A 16798-nucleotide genomic window follows, 5' to 3' on the forward strand; every position below is an offset into this window, starting at 1 on the left:
CAAGGAGTACTGCAAGACCGCGAAGCAATCGGAGTGAATCAGAAAACCACTAGACCAGCATCATCAGGAAGACGGTTTTCAGCCTATTGATCTTGTTGCGTTCTTGCCTTTTCCTTGGCGCTCTTCGCGCCCATCATCTAAGGATCGAAGCCCCTTCCCCGATCGAAGCCCGTGACTCAGTCGGCGGACGGCGCTTCGCCGAACAGGGTTTCGTAGAGCATGGCGTAGATGTCGATGTTGTGGACGCCGGCCGGGTCGATGAACCGTCCCGCCTGCCAGCCGGCCCCGCGCGCGACCACGCCGGCGCCGAGGTCGCTGGCCGACGCCCACGCGACCGCGAACGGGAACCGGCGACCCGATGCATCCGGGCCGCTAAAGAACGGCGCCGTGCCCGTGCCGTGCTCGCCGTCCAGCAGGCCGCCGGTGGACGGGTCCCGCTCCGGAACCTGCTGCAAGCCCCACGGTACGTCGATTACGTTCATGCCCCCGGCGTTGGAGTCCGCCGCGGTGACCAGCAACGTGTCCGGATGGCGTTCGACGAAGTCCAGCAGCAGCCCGGCCGCCTCGTCCGCTCGCCGCAGCGCCTCGAGGCATCCGGACGCGTTCAGCCGGTTGCAGAAGTTGTCCGAGCCCTCTTCCTCGATCACCATCAGGAACCCGCGTTCGCCGCCGGCGATGCGGTCGAGCGCGAACCGGGTCATTTCCGCCACGCTCGGCGCGGTCTCGAGATACGGCGCGCGACCGAGCTCGGCGAGATCCTCTTCGGATTCATCGAAGAACGAATGGTCCTCGGCGAACACGCCGAACACGCGCTCGACGTCCTCGGGAAGCGCTGCCAGCTCCTCGCGCGTGTAGACGACGGTGTAGCCGGCCGACGCGAGTTCGTCGATCAGGTTGCGGCCGTCCGTGCGTCGTCCGGGACCGAACCGGCCCTGAACGCCTTCGGGCAGCAGCCATTGTTCGCCGGCCCCGAGGTGGATATGGACCCCGGACTCGACCACCTGCAGCGCGATGTCCTCGTAGCGACCCCGGCTGGGTGCCTCGGCAACGAAGGCGGCCGTCCCCGGTTCGATCAGCGAGCCGGTCTGGATCAGCGCCGTCGGGATACGGGCCTCGATCGCGGCCTCCACGATGGTGCGCGTGGTGCCGTCGGCAGAGACCATTTCCCGGTCGTCCGGGTCCAGCCCGAACGAACCGGCGTGGGCCCGGGTGCCCGTGGCGTGCGACACGGCGCCGCCGTTCGAGGTCGAGACCAGGCGATCGCTCATGTGGCCGCGGTATGGGGCGGAATACGGATACCGGTCCCAGTTCAGCGCACCGTCCGGGCCCGCGTAGCGCATCCGGGCCGCGTCCCAGTGGGTCAGCGACGCCCCGTCGGGGTGGAAGAAGATCGCGCCCCGCCCGGTGGGCTCCTGGGCGGAAGCGAGGGCCGCCAGCCCGAGGGCCAGCGGCAGCAGGATCAGGCGTGCGGATCGCATCGCGGCGTGGACTCCGTTACCGACAACAGCCACGAAGCCTAGCGCGATCCGCACGCCGATGGGGCAGCCCGTCGCTCAGCGCGGATCGCGACTGGCCAGCGAATCGCGGATCTCGCGCAGCAGAACGATGTCCTCGCTGGGCTTCGGCGGTACCGCCGGCGTGTCCTCGTCCTTGCGCTTCATGGAATTGAACACCTTGATCGCGACGAAGATCGCGAAGGCAACGATCAGGAAGTCGACGATGGTCTGGATGAACGCGCCGTAGTTGATCGTGACCGCGGCCGCCTCGTCGGTGGCCTCCTTGAGCACGATCGCCAGTTCGCTGAAGTCGACGCCGCCGATCGCCAGCCCCAGGGGCGGCATGATCACGTCCTTGACCAACGACGCGACCACCTTGCCGAAGGCCGCGCCGATGATGATGCCGACCGCCATGTCGACCATGTTTCCCTTGATCGCGAATTTCTTGAACTCCGTCATCATGCCCATGTCGCGCTCTCCCTGAATTGGTGTGGTTGTTGTGGAGTGGTAAGGCCGACCGGCACCGGGCCGGCGGACGAAGCCAGTATAGGCACGCGACAACCCGCGTTCCACCGCCTCAGGAATCGGCTTCCAGCGATTCCCAGTCGGCGTAGGCGGCATCGATCTCCGCCTGGAGGGACGCGACGTCCTCGTTGACCCGGCGGATCTCGTCGGCCGGCCGGTCATACAGTTCCGGGTCGTTGAGCCGTTCGGTCAGCTCGGCCATCCGGGCCTCGAGCGCTTCGACCCGGGCCGGCAGGGCCTCGAGTTCCAGGCGCTGGCTGTAGGTCAGCTTCCGCTTCGGTCGGTCATTCGAAGACCGGTGGGTCGATGCCGGTGCGGGTTTCGGGGCCGGGGGCGCCGACGACCGGTCGGGGCCTGCTCGCGAGGCCCGCGCGTCGCGCTGGCGCTGCCAGTCGGTGTAGCCGCCGACGTATTCGCCGACCCGCCCCCGGCCCTCCATGACCAGCGTCGCGGTGACCACGTTGTCGAGGAAGTCGCGGTCGTGGCTGACCAGCAACAGCGTGCCCGGATACTCGGCCAGCAGGGTTTCGAGCAGCTCCAGCGTTTCCGCATCCAGGTCGTTGGTCGGCTCGTCCATCACCAGCAGGTTCGACGGCCGGGCGAACAGCCGGGCCAGGAGCAGGCGGTTGCGCTCGCCGCCCGACAGCCGGGAAATCGGTGCGCGAGCCCGTTCCGGGGAGAACAGGAAATCCCCCAGGTAGCCGATCACGTGCTGGTCGCGACCGTTGATCGTGACGAACTCGCGCCCGTCGCCGACATTTTCCGCCGCGCTCCAGTCGTCCCGGAGAACGGCCCGCTGCTGATCGAAATAGACGATCTCGAGGCGGGTACCGAGGCGAACCTCGCCGCCGTCGGGTTCGAGCTGGCCCAGCAGCAGCTTCAGCAGCGTCGACTTGCCGCTGCCGTTGGCGCCGATCAGTCCGATCCGGTCGCCGCGAAAGATCGTCGTGGAGAAGTCGTCGATCAACGGTGGCTCGTCGCCCTCTGCATCGCTCCACCCGAAGCGCAGGTTCTCGACCTCGATGACCTTCTTTCCGGACCGCCCGGCCTCCGAGACCTCCATCTTCACCTGGCCGACCTGTTCGCGCCGCGCCGCGCGTTCCCGGCGCATCCTTTCCAGCGCACGGACGCGTCCCTCGTTGCGCGTGCGGCGCGCCTTGATGCCCTGGCGAATCCAGGTCTCCTCCTCGGCCAGGCGGCGGTCGAACTCGCGGTCGGCCAGCGCCTCGGCGTGCAGCCGCTCGTCGCGCCTTCGCAGGTAATTGGCCCAGTCGCCCGGCCACGAGGTCAGCGCGCCCCGATCGATCTCGACGATGCGCGTGGCCAGGGCCTTCAGGAAGCGGCGATCGTGGGTGATGAACACCAGCGCGCCGTCGTAACCCTTGAGCAGTTCCTCGAGCCATTCGATGGCCTCGATGTCGAGGTGGTTGGTCGGTTCGTCGAGCAACAGCACCTCGGGCCGTGCGGCCAGCGCCTGGCCCAGCAGCACGCGGCGCTTCAGGCCGCCGGACAGCGCCGCGAAACGCGTCGAACCGTCGAGGCCGAGGCGCTCGAGGACCTGCTCGATCCGCAGATCGGCATCCCAGCCGCCTGCGGCCTCGATCTTCGACTGCAGGCGCGCCAGACGTTCGGGGTGCGCATCGCCTTCGGCTTCGGCATGGAAATCGCGGATCCAGGCGCCGAGTTCGCCGAGCCCGCGTGCGACCACGTCGAACACCGTGCCGGGATCGTCGTCGGGCACGTCCTGGTCCAGCCGCGCGATCCGCGTGCCCTGCATCGCCCGGACTTCGCCACCATCGGGCTGCAGGGTGCCGTCGATCAGCTTCAGGAGGGTCGACTTGCCGGCGCCGTTGCGGCCGACCACGGCCACGCGTTCGCCCGCTTCCAGGGCCAGGTCCACGCCGTCGAGCAGCGGCGGGCCACCGACGGCGAATTCCACATCGATCAGGGTCAACAGCGACATGGCGCAAGGATACGCGTGCAGACCGATCGCGATGCGGAATTCGCAGCGCGGCCTCGCACTCGGGGAAACGGCGATCCGGCCGTCGACGGCCGATCAGCGGCGGCGTCGAACCGGGCCCGCCGTCAGCTTCTGCCGGTAGGCCTCGAGATCGCGCCGGACCTCCGGCATCAGGAACAGCATGCCGAGCAGGTTCGGGAAGGCCATGGCCAGGATCATCGCGTCGGAGAACCCGATGACCGCGCCGAGCTCCATGGTGGTGCCGACGACCACGAAGACCAGGAACAGCAGCTTGTAGGCCAGCTCCTTCCCCGGCGAGCGGCCGAACAGGTAGGTCCAGGCCTTCATGCCGTAGTAGGCCCAGGCGATCATCGTTGAATAGGCGAACAGGATCACCGCGATGGCCAGCACCACCGGAAAGCCGTCGATCACGCTGCCGAAGGCCCGGCTGGTCAGCTCCACGCCGCTGATGCCGGAGCCGGCGTCCCAGACCCCGGTCAGGATGATCACCAGCCCGGTCATGGTGCAGACGATGACCGTGTCGACCAGGGGCTCGTAGAGGGCGACCAGGCCCTCGGTCACCGGCGTGTCGGTCTGGACCGCCGAGTGCGCGATCGCCGCCGAGCCGACCCCGGCCTCGGACGAGAACGCCGCGCGCTGGAAGCCGACCGCCAGCACGCCGAGCGCGCCGCCGGCGACCGAGTCGATGCCGAACATGCTCGAGAACATCAGCGCGAAGGCAGCGGGCACCGCGTCCAGGTTCAGGCCGATGATCAGCAGGGCCGCGCCGACGTAGATGCAGGCCATCACCGGGACGATCTTCGATGTCACCCGGGCGATCGACCGGATGCCGCCGAGGATGACCAGTCCGACCAGAACGGCCAGGATCAGGCCGAACAGCCAGCCCTTGTCGGCCCACCAGGACGCCTCGCCACCGGTGATGCCGACGAACTGCTCGTAGCTCTGGTTGGCCTGGAACATGTTGGCGCCGCCGAACGATCCGCCGATACAGAACACCGCGAACACCGCCGCGCAGACCGCACCCAGCTTCGCCAGCACCGGGCCGCGATCGGCCAGCCCCCGCGACAGGGTCCACATCGGTCCGCCGGACACGGTGCCGTCGTCGTTCTCGTGCCGGTACTTGACGCCCAGCGTGCACTCCATGAACTTCGACGCCATGCCGAGGAAACCGGCCAGCATCATCCACGGCACGGCCCCCGGTCCGCCGATCGATACGGCAATCGCCACCCCGGCGATGTTGCCGAGGCCGACGGTCCCGGACAGCGCCGTGGCCAGCGCCTGGAAATGGGTGACTTCGCCGGCGTGGGACGGGTCGTCGTAGTCGCCGCGAACCAGCCGGAAGCCCTGGGCCAGCCCGCGCACGTTGACGAAGCGGAAGTAGAGCGTGAACAGCAATGCGCCGGCGACCAGCCACAGCACCACGAAGGGCACTTCGGCCGCACCGAGCGGCAGTGGAAACAGGATCAGGTCCTGGACGAAGGTCGCGACGGGGGAGATCCAGGCATCGATCGTCTCGTCGATGCCGGCCGCGCTCGGCGCGGCGTCCGAAAGGGCCATGTCGGGGTCCGGCTCGAGTGAGCGGAAATCCTAGCAGGCGAGGGTCATGGGTTCAGGCCGGCGTGTCGAGGTCGGTGGCAAAAAGCTTCGAGATATCGCGAAAGGTCTTGAATTCCAGCGCGTTTCCACTGGGGTCACGCACGAAGAAGGTGCCCTGCTCGCCGGCCTTGCCCTCGAATCGGACGTACGGCTCGATCAGGAACTCGACGCCTCGCTCGCGCATGCGCTCGGCCAGCGCTTCCCAGGTCTCCCAGGCCAGCACCGGACCGAAGTGACCGGCCGGCACGTCGTGGCCGTCGACCGCGTTCGACGCCGCGGCCGGATGGTCCTCCGGCTCGACCCGATGCAGGACGAGCTGGTGGCCGAAGAAGTCCAGGTCGACCCACCGCGACGACTCGCGCCCGGTGGGGCAGCCCAGCAGATCGGTGTAGAACGCACGCGTCGCGTCGAGGTCGGTGACCGGCAGCGCGAGGTGGAAGCGGGGATAGGATTCGGGCATGGGGAAAGCGCCTTGCTCGGGAGTTCAGGATTCAGTGTGGAGGGTCGAGGGTTTGCTTGTCACTGGCCCTGTCCCCTCGTCCCTTGCCCCTTCCATTCAGTCAAGCAAACCACTTCAGCAGCTTCGTCTTGAGCGCCGAGTACGGCGCATAGCGGATCGACGGATCCGGGAAGCGGCCGCGCTTCATCACCGACTTCAGGTGACTGAAGCGATCGAAGCCGGCCCGGCCGTGATACTGGCCGATGCCGCTCATGCCGACGCCCCCGAACGGCAGCTCGGGAACCGACATGAACATCATCACGTCGTTGATGCAGACGCTGCCGCAGGCCAGTTCGTCCAGGAACGTCCTCTCGGCGGCCTTCGATTTCGTGAACAGGTACGCCGACAGCGGCTTGTCGCCGGCGCGCACGAAGGCGATGGCGGTGTCCAGGTTCTCGGTCTCGATGACCGGCAGCACGGGCCCGAAGATCTCGTCGGTCATCACGGCGGCATCCATGTCGGGATCGATCAGGGCCGTGGGTTCGATGCGTCGCGTTTCGGGGTCGGCCCGGCCGCCGATCGCCACCGTGCCCTGCTCGATCAATTCCGCGATGCGGTTGAAATGGCGCTCGTTGACCACCGCCGTGTAATCGTCGCTGGTGCAGGGGTTCTCGCCCAGCATCGTCCGCCATTCAGACTTCAATGCATCGAGCAGCGCGGCCCTGCGACTCGGCGAGACGAGCACGTAGTCCGGGGCGATGCAGGTCTGTCCTGCGTTGAGCGCCTTGCCCCAGGCGATCCGCCGCGCTGCGGACTTCAGGTCGGCGGTGTCGTCGACGATCGCCGGGCTCTTGCCGCCGAGCTCCAGCGTCACCGGCGTCAGGTGTTCGGCGGCCGCCCTCATCACGATCCTGCCGACCTCGGCGCCGCCGGTGTAGAAGATGTGATCCCAGCGCTGGGCCAGCAGTGCCGTGGTTTCCGGCACCGCGCCTTCGACCACCTCGAACGCACGACGGTCGAGGTAGCGCGGCACCAGGTTCGAAATCAGCTTCGAGGTGTAGGGCGCGACCTCCGACGGCTTCAGCACCGCACAGTTGCCGGCCGCGATCGCCGGAATCAGCGGCGCCAGGGTCAGCTGCAGGGGATAGTTCCACGCACCGATGATCAGGGCGACACCGAGCGGCTCGGGCCGGACCCGGCTCGTGGCCGGCTGGGCGAACATCGGCGTATCGACCTTGCGCGGCCGCGCCCAGCGCTCGACGCGGGAACGGGCGTGCCGGATCTCCGCGAACAGCAGCGCGGTCTCGCCGAGGACCACCTCTTGCGGTGGCTTCGACAGGTCGGCGGCCAGCGCCTCGGCGATCACCCCTTCGTTGTCCTCGAGCATCGCCTTCATCGCATCGAGCTGCGACCGGCGCCAGTCCAGCGGCCGCGTCACCCCGGCATCGAAGGTCGCGCGCAACCGCTCGACCAGCTCGCCGTACTTTCCGCTCAGTTCCGTATCCGCATCGGCCATTGCTGGTTGCCTGTCAGGTCCCGGCTCTCAAGCGTAGCGCAGGTCGAGGGCTGGAGAGGCAATGCTCGCACTTTTCCGGATGATGGGCTCGAAGGAGAAGGCAAGTGACTGCTTGTGCCGAACGGGCAAAGGCGTTTTCTCGCAGAGACGCGAAGTCGCAGAGAAATCCGAGGAATGATCGGGAATGTTTCTTACAAGCCACTGATTTATCGAGTGAAAACCCCGATGCGTGCCGGGTCGACAGAATTCCATTGGCGTCCTGCCACAACGTCAGCGCTTCCTCTGCGCCTTTGCGTCTCTGCGAGAAAACGCTCTTGCCTTTCCCAGCCGGAGGCTTTTTTCTTCGCGCCCACCATCTTGAGAACGCGCCCGGTCACTCGATCAAAGCGCCAGCAACGCCCGCAACGAGGCCACCGGGTCGCCGCCCCGCATCAGGGCCTCGCCGATCAGGAAGGCGTGGAGGCCGGCGGACTGCATGCGCTCGAGATCGGCGCGGGTGTTCAGGCCGGATTCGCAGACACCGATGCGATCGGCGGGAATCCGCGGGGCAAGCTGCTCGCTGGTCTCCAGACGGGTCTCGAAGACGTGCAGGTCGCGATTGTTGATGCCGAGCAGGTGGCCGGGCACCTGAAGCGCGCGATCCATCTCTTCCGCGTCGTGGACCTCGACCAGCACCGAAAGGCCCAGCTCGCGGCCCAGCGCACTGAAATCCGCCAGCTGCGCGTCGTCGAGCGCGGCAACGATCAGCAGCATCGCATCGGCGCCCAAGGCCCGGGTTTCGTACACCTGGTAGGGGTCGATCACGAAATCCTTCCGGATCACCGGCAGCGAGCAGGCGCCGCGGGCGGCCTGCAGGTCGGCATCGGAGCCGCGGAAGTACTCGACGTCGGTCAGCACGGACATGCAGGCCGCCCCGCCCGCTTCGTAGCGCCTGGCCACCTCGACCGCGTCGGCGTCGCGGCGGATCCAGCCGGCCGACGGCGAGGCGCGCTTGAACTCGGCGATGATCGCGGGCTCCTCGCGGGCGACGCGTTCGGCCAGCGCGGCATGGAAGTCCCGGCAAGGCGGACGATCCCCGATCCGCGAGCGCAGTTCGGCTTCGGACCGCTTCGCGCGGCGCGCGGCGACCTCGTCGCGCTTGGTCGCGCAGATCTTCGTCAGGACCGACGGCGTGCTCACGATTCCGGCGCCTGTTGTGTCCAGGCGGCGTAGGCCTCGAGTCGTTCGAGCGGCTCGCCGTCGGCCAGCAGCGCCCGGGCCTGCGCGATGCCGGTCTCCAGCGTGTCGGCCCGGCCAGCCACGTAGAGCGCGGCCCCGGCATTCAGCGCGACGATATCGGCCGCCGGCCCGGTTGTCCCGCCCAGCGCGCCGCGGATGATCTGCAGGCTCTCGAGCGCGTTGGCCACGGCCAGGCCGTCGAGCGATCCACGAAGGCCGACGCTGTCGGGATCGAAGGTGAATTCGCGAACCTCGCCGTCCTTCAGTTCCGCGACCCGGGTGGGTGCCGCGATCGAGAACTCGTCGAGACCGTCGTCGGAGTGGATCACCAGCACGTGCTCGCTGCCCAGCTCGCCCAGCGCTTCGGCCAGCGGACGCAACCAGCGCGAGTCGAACACGCCGAGCACCTGGCGAGTCGCGCCCGCCGGATTGGTCAGCGGCCCGAGCAGGTTGAACATCGTGCGCACCCCGATCTCCTTGCGCGGCAGGACCGCGTGCCGCATCGCGCTGTGGTGGACCGGCGCGAACAGGAAGCCGACATTGAAGCGATCGACCGCCGCACGGACCTCTTCCGGCGTCAGCTCCAGCCGGACGCCGGCGGTCTCGAGCACGTCGGCCGCGCCGGAGTTGCTGGACACCGACCGATTTCCGTGCTTGGCGATCCGGGCGCCGCCGGTCGCGGCGACGAAGGCCGAGGCGGTGGACACGTTGAACAGGGACGCGCCGTCGCCGCCGGTGCCGACGATGTCGGTCAGTGGGCCGTCCAGGCCGGTCACGCCGGTGGCCAGCTCACGCATCACCGTGGCGGCCGCGACGATCTCCTCGACCGTCTCGCCCTTGACCGCCAGCCCGACCAGCAGCCCGGCGATCTGCGCCGGCGTCGCCTCCCCGGCCATGATCTGGTGCATCGCGGCCTGCATCGACGCCGCGTCGAGATCGGAACCGCCGGTGACCGTGGCGATGGCGGATTGGATCGGAGTCTGGTTCATATCGTTTTCGTTCCGGTCATCGAAATTCAAAAACCAATTACCGCAGATGAACGCGGATGAACGCAGATGAAAAACCTCAGCAGTTTGCGTTGCAGCTCGCCCGAAGAGGCTTAATTCCAAGGGTCCGGACCGTCACCGGTACGAAACGTTCGGGCCCTTTTTCAGAAGGGACAAGCGGCCCGCTTCAGTTCATCACCTGCTCGATCCGAAGGTCTTATCTGCGTCCATCCGCGTTCATCTGCGGTTTCCGTTTTTCCTTTGTTCGTTGTCCGCGGAGGCGTGATCAGACGCTCCCCAGAAAATTCCTCAGCAGGTCGTGGCCGTGCTGCGTCAGGATGGACTCCGGGTGGAACTGGACGCCCTCGAGCGGCCAGTCCCGGTGCCGGAACCCCATGATCTCGTCGCGGTTCTGCGGCTCCCGGTCGTCGTGCGCGGTCCAGGCGGTTTCGACCAGCACATCGGGCAGGGTGTCGCGCTCGACGATCAGCGAATGGTAGCGGGTGGCCTCGAAGGGGTTGTCCAGGCCGCGGAACACGCCTTCGTCGGCGTGGTGCATCAACGACGTCTTGCCGTGCATGACCTGGCGAGCCCGGACGACCTTCCCCCCCAGCGCCTGGCCGATCGCCTGGTGGCCGAGGCACACGCCGAGGATCGGCACCTTGCCGGCCAGTTCGTCGACGATGCGCAGGCAGACACCCGCCTCGTTCGGTGTGCACGGCCCCGGCGACAGCACGATGGCGTCCGCGGCCAGGTCGCGCACGCCCTGCACGTCGATGGCATCGTTACGGTGGACCACGACCTCCACGTCCAGCTCGCCCAGGTACTGGACGAGGTTGTAGGTGAACGAGTCGTAGTTGTCGATCATCAGCACCTTCATCGGATGCCCTCGCTGGCCTCGGCGATCGCGCGGATCAGCGCCCTGCCCTTGTTCATGGTTTCCTCCCACTCCAGCGCCGGGTCGGAGTCGGCAACGATGCCGGCACCGGCCTGCAGGTGGATCCGGCCGCCGGCGACCAGCGCTGTGCGGATGGCGATCGCGAAATCCGCGTCGCCGTGCCAGTTCATCCAGCCCACCGCGCCGGCGTAGATGCCGCGCCGGACCGGCTCGAGCTCGGCGATGATCTCCATCGCCCGCACCTTCGGCGCCCCCGACAGGGTGCCGGCCGGGAACGTCGCGCGCAGGACGTCCAGCGCATCCATGCCCGAACGCAAGCGGCCGCGGACCTGACTGACGATGTGCATGACGTGCGAGTAGCGCTCGATGATCATCCGGTCGGTCAACTCGACGGAGCCGATCTCGGCGATCCGGCCGATGTCGTTGCGACCGAGGTCGATCAGCATCAGGTGCTCGGCGCGCTCCTTCGGATCGGCCAGCAGGTCGGCCTCCAGGGCGCGGTCCTCGGCCTCGTCTCGGCCGCGTGGACGGGTGCCGGCGATCGGCCGGACCAGCGCCTCGTCGTCCTCGACCCGGACCAGGACCTCGGGCGACGACCCGACCACCTGGAAGGTCTCGTGATCGTTCTGGAAGTCGAAGAAGTACATGTACGGCGACGGGTTGAGCGCGCGCAGGGCACGGTAGACGTCGAGCGGCCGGGCCGCCAGGTCGACGCTCATCCGCTGGCTCAGCACCACCTGCATCGCGTCGCCGGCCAGGATGTAGTCCTTGATCCGGCCCACGGCCCGCTCGAAATCGGCCTGCTCGAAGCCGTACTCGAAATCGTCTTCGCCCGGCACCGGCAGGTCCACCGGGTGCGGATAGCCCGGTGATCCGGCGCGCAGCCGGTGGCCGAGCTGGTCCAGCCGGCGAACCGCCTGGTCGTAGCCGTCCTCGCGAAGCGCATCGGCCTGGACGATCAGGTACAGGCGCCCGGCCAGCGTGTCGAACACCGCCAGCTCTTCGGCATCCAGCAGCAGGATCTCCGGCACGCCGAGCGCATCGGGAAGACCGGAGAAATCCAGGCGCGGCTCCACCAGGGCAACGGTTTCGTAGCCGAAATAGCCGACCAGCCCGCCGACCCGGGGCAGCCCGTCGATCCGCGGCATGGAAACGGATTCGGCAAGCTTCGCGATCTCGTCCAGCGGATCGACGTCCTCGCGGGTCTCGACCACCCGGCCATGGTCCAGCACCTCGAAGGTCCGGCCCGATGCACGGTAGGCCCTCCGGCACGGCAGGCCGATGATCGAGTAGCGGCCCCAGTTCTCGCCGCCTTCGACCGACTCGAGAAGAAACGAGTTCGGCCCGTCGGCCAGCTTCAGGTACACCGACAGGGGCGTGTCGAGATCGGCCGCGACCGAGCGCCACACGGGAATGCGGGAGTATCCCTCGGCGCGATAGCGTTCGAATTGCTTCAGGTCCACGATGATGCGTCCACGGAATGAGGCTCGGTTCCGGCGACCCCGATGGAGCCGCAGGGCGACCGGCGATTATTGCAGATCGCCGGTAGAGGCGGGCTCGGCGAGGCCCCGGTCCTCAGACCGACGCGGCGGCGCGCATCTGCTCGATCACCGTGCGGTAGTCCTCGGCGTTGAAGATCGCCGAGCCGGCGACCAGCGTGTCGGCGCCGGCCGCGATCACCTCGGCGGCGTTGGTGGTCTTCACCCCACCGTCGACTTCGAGCCGGATGTCGAAGCCGGAGTCGTCGATGATCTGGCGCGCCATGCGCAGCTTGTCCAGCGCCGCCGGAATGAACGACTGGCCGCCGAAACCGGGATTTACCGACATCACCAGCACCAGGTCGACCTTGTCGATCACCCAGTCCAGCACGTCCAGGGGGGTCGCCGGGTTGAACACCACGCCCGCGCGGCAGCCCGATTCGCGGATCAGGCCCAGGGTCCGATCGAGGTGCTCGGTGGATTCCGGGTGCACCGAGATCGTGGTCGCGCCCGCTTCGGCGAAATCCGGGATGATCCGGTCGACCGGCTTGACCATCAGGTGCACGTCGATCGGTGCCTCGATGCCGTAATCGCGCAGGGCCCGACAGACCATCGGTCCGATCGTCAGGTTGGGCACGTAGTGGTTGTCCATCACGTCGAAATGGACCCAGTCGGCGCCGGCCGCGAGCACGGTCTCGACCTCCTCGCCGAGGCGAGCGAAATCGGCAGAAAGAATGGACGGCGCGATCACCAGTGATTGCTGCGACATGACGGAGTTCCGGCGTGATTGGATCAGGCCCCTATTGTCGCCGAATGAACGGGCCGGGCGGGTGGCTTCGATCCGCGCCGTGCCATCGACGTTCAGATGATGGGTGCAAAGGCGCGAAGGGGCAAAGAAACGCGAAGAAAATCGTGACAATTGGAAAACCGGAGCCTTCTTCCGCGCTTGCAGCTGAGGTGGACGCTTTCTCGATCTCGATGGTCGAATTGTCACACTGCGCGTGAAAACGCTCATGCTGCCTTGTGGCAGCACCTCCTTTCGTTCTCTTCGCGTCCATCGCCCCCTTCGCGCCTTTGCGTCCATCCTCTAGAGGGCTCGGCCACCGCGTGCCGATAGACACCCCCACCAACCGTATAATTCCGGGATTCCCGCCTGTCGAGAATCGATCGTGAGCTATCCCCTTCCGCCGCTCGAGCGTGTGCACCAGGGCAAGGTGCGCGATATCTATCGCGTCGACGACGACCAGCTGCTGATCGTGGCCTCGGACCGGCTGAGCGCCTTCGACGTGGTGCTTCCGGATGCGATTCCGGGCAAGGGCGAGATCCTGAGCCGGATCTCGAAATTCTGGTTCGCGCAGTTCGGCGACCTGGTCCGCAACCACCTCCTCGACGACGACCTGGCCGACGTCCTGGGCGACGCCGCCCTGGCGCAAGCACTGGCACCGCGCTCGATGCTGGTGCGTGCCCTGAAGCCGCTACCGGTGGAGGCCATCGTGCGCGGCTACCTCGCCGGCTCCGGATGGAAGGACTACCGGGCGACCGGTGCGGTGTCCGGCGTCGAGCTGCCCGAAGGCCTGGAGCAGGCCGCCCGCCTGCCCGAGCCCGTGTTCACCCCGTCGACGAAGGCGGCGGTCGGCGACCACGACGAGAACATCGATTTCGACCGCATGCAGGAGCTGATCGGGCCCGAGCTGGCCGTCCAGGTCCGCGACATCAGCCTTGCGATCTACCTGCGCGCCGGCGCCTATGCGCGCGAGCGCGGCATCATCATCGCCGACACCAAGTTCGAGTTCGGCACCGATGCCGACGGGCACCTCTACCTGATCGACGAAGTGCTGACCCCGGACTCCTCGCGTTTCTGGCCCGAGGAAAGCTGGCGGCTGGGCATCAGCCCGCCGAGCTTCGACAAGCAGTTCGTCCGCGACTACCTCGAGACCCTCGACTGGAACAAGACCGCCCCGGGCCCGGCGCTTCCCTTGGAAATCATCGACCAGACCGTGGCGCGTTATCGAGAAGCCGAACGCATTCTTCTGTCCGAATAGGTTTCGATCAGAGCCTGGTGCCTGCGGCTTTTAGAGGACGGACGCAAAGGCGCGAAGGGGCAAAGGACGCGAAGTCACCAGAAAAAGTTGCTGCCGCAGGGCCGAAAGCTCGTTTCAGCGGACGGAGTGGAACTGCACGAACTGAATCCGGCATCAAAAAAGTCCTATCGAAGCACCGGACGTCGCTTGTTCCATCTTCTTATCGATTTTTTTTTGCGTCCTTTGCCCCTTCGCGCCTTCGCGCCCATCATCTAGCTTTTCCGAGCTCGATTACGACGAAGCTGCCCGCAACGCCTCCAGGGCTTCGGCTTCCCGTTCGGGCGTGAGGCCGGCGCGGAGTTGGGAGCGGCGGTCGTCGGGCTGGTCGCGGAACCACGCCAGGGTGGCCTCGACGGTGTCGGCGAAGGGGCGGAAGGCCAGGCCGGCGTCGATGGCCTTGCGGTTCGAGCGCGACGCGAAGCCGGCGTACTCGCCCTCGGACGGAATCCACACGGGCATGTCGGACCAGGGGTTGATCCCCCGCTCGGCGAGGAATTCGGCGGGTGCCCAGTTCAGTTCGGCGGCCACGCCGGTCACTGCACGGATGCCGTGCAACATCGCGTCGAAGGTCAACCGGTAGTCCGGGCCCGCCGCGTTGTAGGCCCCGCCGGCCTGTGCTTCGGCCATGCGTACGGTCCATTCGGCCAGGTCGCGGGCATCGATGAGCTGGACCGGATCCTTGCCGTCGCCGGGCGCCAGCACCTGCCCACCGCGCGCCAACCGGACCGGCCAGTAGGTAAAGCGGTCGGTCGCATCGCCGGGGCCGACGATCAGCGTCGGCCGGACGATGGTGTGCCGACCCGGGAACCAGCGCGCGACTTCGCGCTCGGACTCGGCCTTGAGCGGACCGTAGAGTGCCATGTTCGCGCGGACGCTCTTCATGGTCTCGGCCATGCGGTCCTCGCCCTGGTACTCGAGCAGCGCAGCGCTTTCGTCGGCGCCCGGGTCAGCGTTCGAGGCGTACACCGACAGGGTCGAGGTGAAGACGTAGTGGTCGACCTGGTTCTCCAGGACCCGACCGGCATCGCGAACCCAGAACGGCAGCGTCGTGGGGTTGTCGATGCAGACATCCCATCGCCGGCCCTCGAGCGCCGACAGGTTTCCCTCGTTGCGGTCGCCGACCAGTTCCTCGACCGGGCCCGGCCAGTCCAGCGACTTGTTGCCGCGGTTGAAGATCGTGACCCTGTGACCTCGCGCCAGCGCGTAGCGCACCTGGAACGGCCCGGTAAAGCCCGTGCCGCCGAGGATCAGCAGGTCCAGCGGCCGATCGGCCTTCGGAACCACCGACATCGTCCTTGCCTCGGCCTGCAGGCCCAGGCCGGAAAGCGCGGCCGCTCCCAGCCCGAGCCCTCCGACCTTCAGAAGATCCCTGCGCGTCTGCCCCATGGTCCGCTCCTCACCCGCTCGTCGGCGGCCGGCTGTCGATCAGCTCAACTTGCCACGCGCCGCGGCCGCGAGCAATGGGACCAATGGCAGGGTCTGGCCTCGATCAGGCCTTTGGGGGCGACCCCCTAGAGGATGGTCGCAAAGGCGCGAAGGGGCGAAGAAGCGCGAAGAGAATCAGGATCATCGGAAAAGCATCAGCGGTTGGCGACGCCTTCGGAACGGTCTCGAGATACGGTCGATGGCGGTTGGTCTCGCCCGGCATTCAACTTCGGGTCAATTGATCACTCTTGCGGCAGCTTTGATAGTTGGCTTTTCTTTCTCCCGTGCATTTCTTTGCGCACTTTGCTCCTTTGCGCCTTCGCGCACATCCTCTAGGGAATCGGGCACGGAGAGAAAACAAAGCCGCTAACTGCGCAGGAGCTTGAGCAGGGCCTCGGCGGCGGGCTCGGAGGAGGCGGGGTTCTGGCCGGTGACCAGCAGGCCGTCGACTTCGATGTGCGGCCCCCAGGCCTCCCCGGAGCTGAACTGTCCGCCACGCTGCTTCAGGCGGTTCTCGAGCAGGAAGGGCACCACGTCGGTCAGGCCCACGCCCTCCTCCTCCGCATTGGTGAATCCCGTTACGCGCTTGCCGGACACGAGGTAGCCGGCATCGGTCTTCACGCCGGTCAGCGCTGCGGGCGCGTGGCAGACCGCCCCGACCGGCTTGCCCGACTCGATGAACGACGCGATCAGGGCCTGGGAGACCGGATGGTCGACGAGGTCCCACATGGGACCGTGGCCACCCGGGAAGAACACCGCGTCGAAGTCCGCGGCGTGCATTTCCACCAGTGCATGCGTATGCGCGAGCTGCTCCTGGGCCTTGCGGTCGTCCTTGAACCGGCGGGTCGCGTCGGTCTGCGCGTCCTCGTCGTCGCTCTTCGGGTCGAGCGGCGGCTGCCCGCCCTTCGGCGACGCAAGGGTCACCTCCGCACCGGCATCCAGGAACGCATAGTACGGCGCGGCGAACTCTTCCAGCCAGAACCCGGTCTTCTCGCCCGTGTTACCCAGCTTTTCGTGCGAAGTCAGCACCATCAGGATATTCATTTCGATCCTCTCCTTTGAGTCGTGTTTCCAAGGCCGTAGTGTGGTCGCCCACCGCAAACTTCATGCGAACGCGGTCGACGATTCAAGTCGCTGCACTCTGAAGACCATTTCCTCT

General features: G+C 67.2%; 14 protein-coding genes. 1 reads left to right on the forward strand and 13 read right to left on the reverse strand.

The features are described 5' to 3' along the window. Positions 1 to 176 precede the first annotated feature (176 nt). The 11 genes from KUV67_01880 to rpe form a co-directional block, all read right to left on the reverse strand. Entirely contained in the window at positions 177 to 1478 is a 1302-nt protein-coding gene (locus tag KUV67_01880) for an alkaline phosphatase (protein ID MBY6203617.1), read from the reverse strand. Between the two features lie 75 nt (positions 1479 to 1553). Beyond that, positions 1554 to 1964 carry a large-conductance mechanosensitive channel protein MscL gene (mscL, locus tag KUV67_01885; GenBank protein ID MBY6203618.1) on the reverse strand — a complete coding sequence of 137 codons (411 nt, stop codon included), beginning with the start codon at positions 1962 to 1964 and terminating at the stop codon, positions 1554 to 1556. Positions 1965 to 2073: 109 nt separating this feature from the next. Further along, complete coding sequence (locus KUV67_01890) at positions 2074 to 3984, reverse strand: ATP-binding cassette domain-containing protein (GenBank protein ID MBY6203619.1); 1911 nt, start codon at positions 3982 to 3984, stop codon at positions 2074 to 2076. Between the two features lie 93 nt (positions 3985 to 4077). Next, a complete protein-coding gene (locus KUV67_01895; protein ID MBY6203620.1) occupies positions 4078 to 5559 on the reverse strand; it encodes an alanine:cation symporter family protein in 1482 nt (493 codons plus the stop codon). Between the two features lie 52 nt (positions 5560 to 5611). After that, positions 5612 to 6058, reverse strand: a complete 447-nt coding sequence (locus KUV67_01900) for a VOC family protein (protein MBY6203621.1) — start codon at positions 6056 to 6058, stop codon at positions 5612 to 5614. Between the two features lie 100 nt (positions 6059 to 6158). Next, a complete protein-coding gene (locus KUV67_01905) occupies positions 6159 to 7553 on the reverse strand; it encodes an aldehyde dehydrogenase family protein (protein ID MBY6203622.1) in 1395 nt (464 codons plus the stop codon). Positions 7554 to 7934: 381 nt separating this feature from the next. After that, positions 7935 to 8732: an indole-3-glycerol phosphate synthase TrpC gene (gene trpC, locus KUV67_01910; protein ID MBY6203623.1), complete on the reverse strand. Its 798-nt coding sequence runs from the start codon at positions 8730 to 8732 to the stop codon at positions 7935 to 7937. After that, positions 8729 to 9760 carry an anthranilate phosphoribosyltransferase gene (gene trpD, locus KUV67_01915; protein MBY6203624.1) on the reverse strand — a complete coding sequence of 344 codons (1032 nt, stop codon included), beginning with the start codon at positions 9758 to 9760 and terminating at the stop codon, positions 8729 to 8731. The genes trpC and trpD overlap by 4 nt, the downstream gene beginning before the upstream one ends. A gap of 283 nt (positions 9761 to 10043) precedes the next feature. Next, positions 10044 to 10637 carry an aminodeoxychorismate/anthranilate synthase component II gene (locus KUV67_01920; protein MBY6203625.1) on the reverse strand — a complete coding sequence of 198 codons (594 nt, stop codon included), beginning with the start codon at positions 10635 to 10637 and terminating at the stop codon, positions 10044 to 10046. Continuing rightward, positions 10634 to 12121 carry an anthranilate synthase component I gene (trpE, locus tag KUV67_01925; GenBank protein MBY6203626.1) on the reverse strand — a complete coding sequence of 496 codons (1488 nt, stop codon included), beginning with the start codon at positions 12119 to 12121 and terminating at the stop codon, positions 10634 to 10636. Before trpE ends, KUV67_01920 begins: the two co-directional genes overlap by 4 nt. Positions 12122 to 12230: 109 nt before the next feature. After that, on the reverse strand, positions 12231 to 12902 hold the full coding sequence (gene rpe / locus KUV67_01930; GenBank protein MBY6203627.1) for a ribulose-phosphate 3-epimerase: 672 nt from the start codon (positions 12900 to 12902) through the stop codon (positions 12231 to 12233). Between the two features lie 400 nt (positions 12903 to 13302). On the opposite strand from rpe, the gene KUV67_01935 reads away from it, so the two are divergent. Then, on the forward strand, positions 13303 to 14175 hold the full coding sequence (locus KUV67_01935) for a phosphoribosylaminoimidazolesuccinocarboxamide synthase (protein ID MBY6203628.1): 873 nt from the start codon (positions 13303 to 13305) through the stop codon (positions 14173 to 14175). Between the two features lie 270 nt (positions 14176 to 14445). Here KUV67_01935 and KUV67_01940 read toward each other — a convergent pair whose 3' ends face one another. Further along, positions 14446 to 15600, reverse strand: a complete 1155-nt coding sequence (locus KUV67_01940) for an NAD-dependent epimerase/dehydratase family protein (GenBank protein MBY6203629.1) — start codon at positions 15598 to 15600, stop codon at positions 14446 to 14448. A gap of 405 nt (positions 15601 to 16005) precedes the next feature. Then, positions 16006 to 16683, reverse strand: a complete 678-nt coding sequence (locus tag KUV67_01945; GenBank protein ID MBY6203630.1) for a type 1 glutamine amidotransferase domain-containing protein — start codon at positions 16681 to 16683, stop codon at positions 16006 to 16008. Between the last annotated feature and the right edge of the window lie 115 nt (positions 16684 to 16798).

This window comes from Halomonas denitrificans (genome assembly GCA_019800895.1).
Classification (GTDB): Bacteria; Pseudomonadota; Gammaproteobacteria; order Xanthomonadales; family Wenzhouxiangellaceae.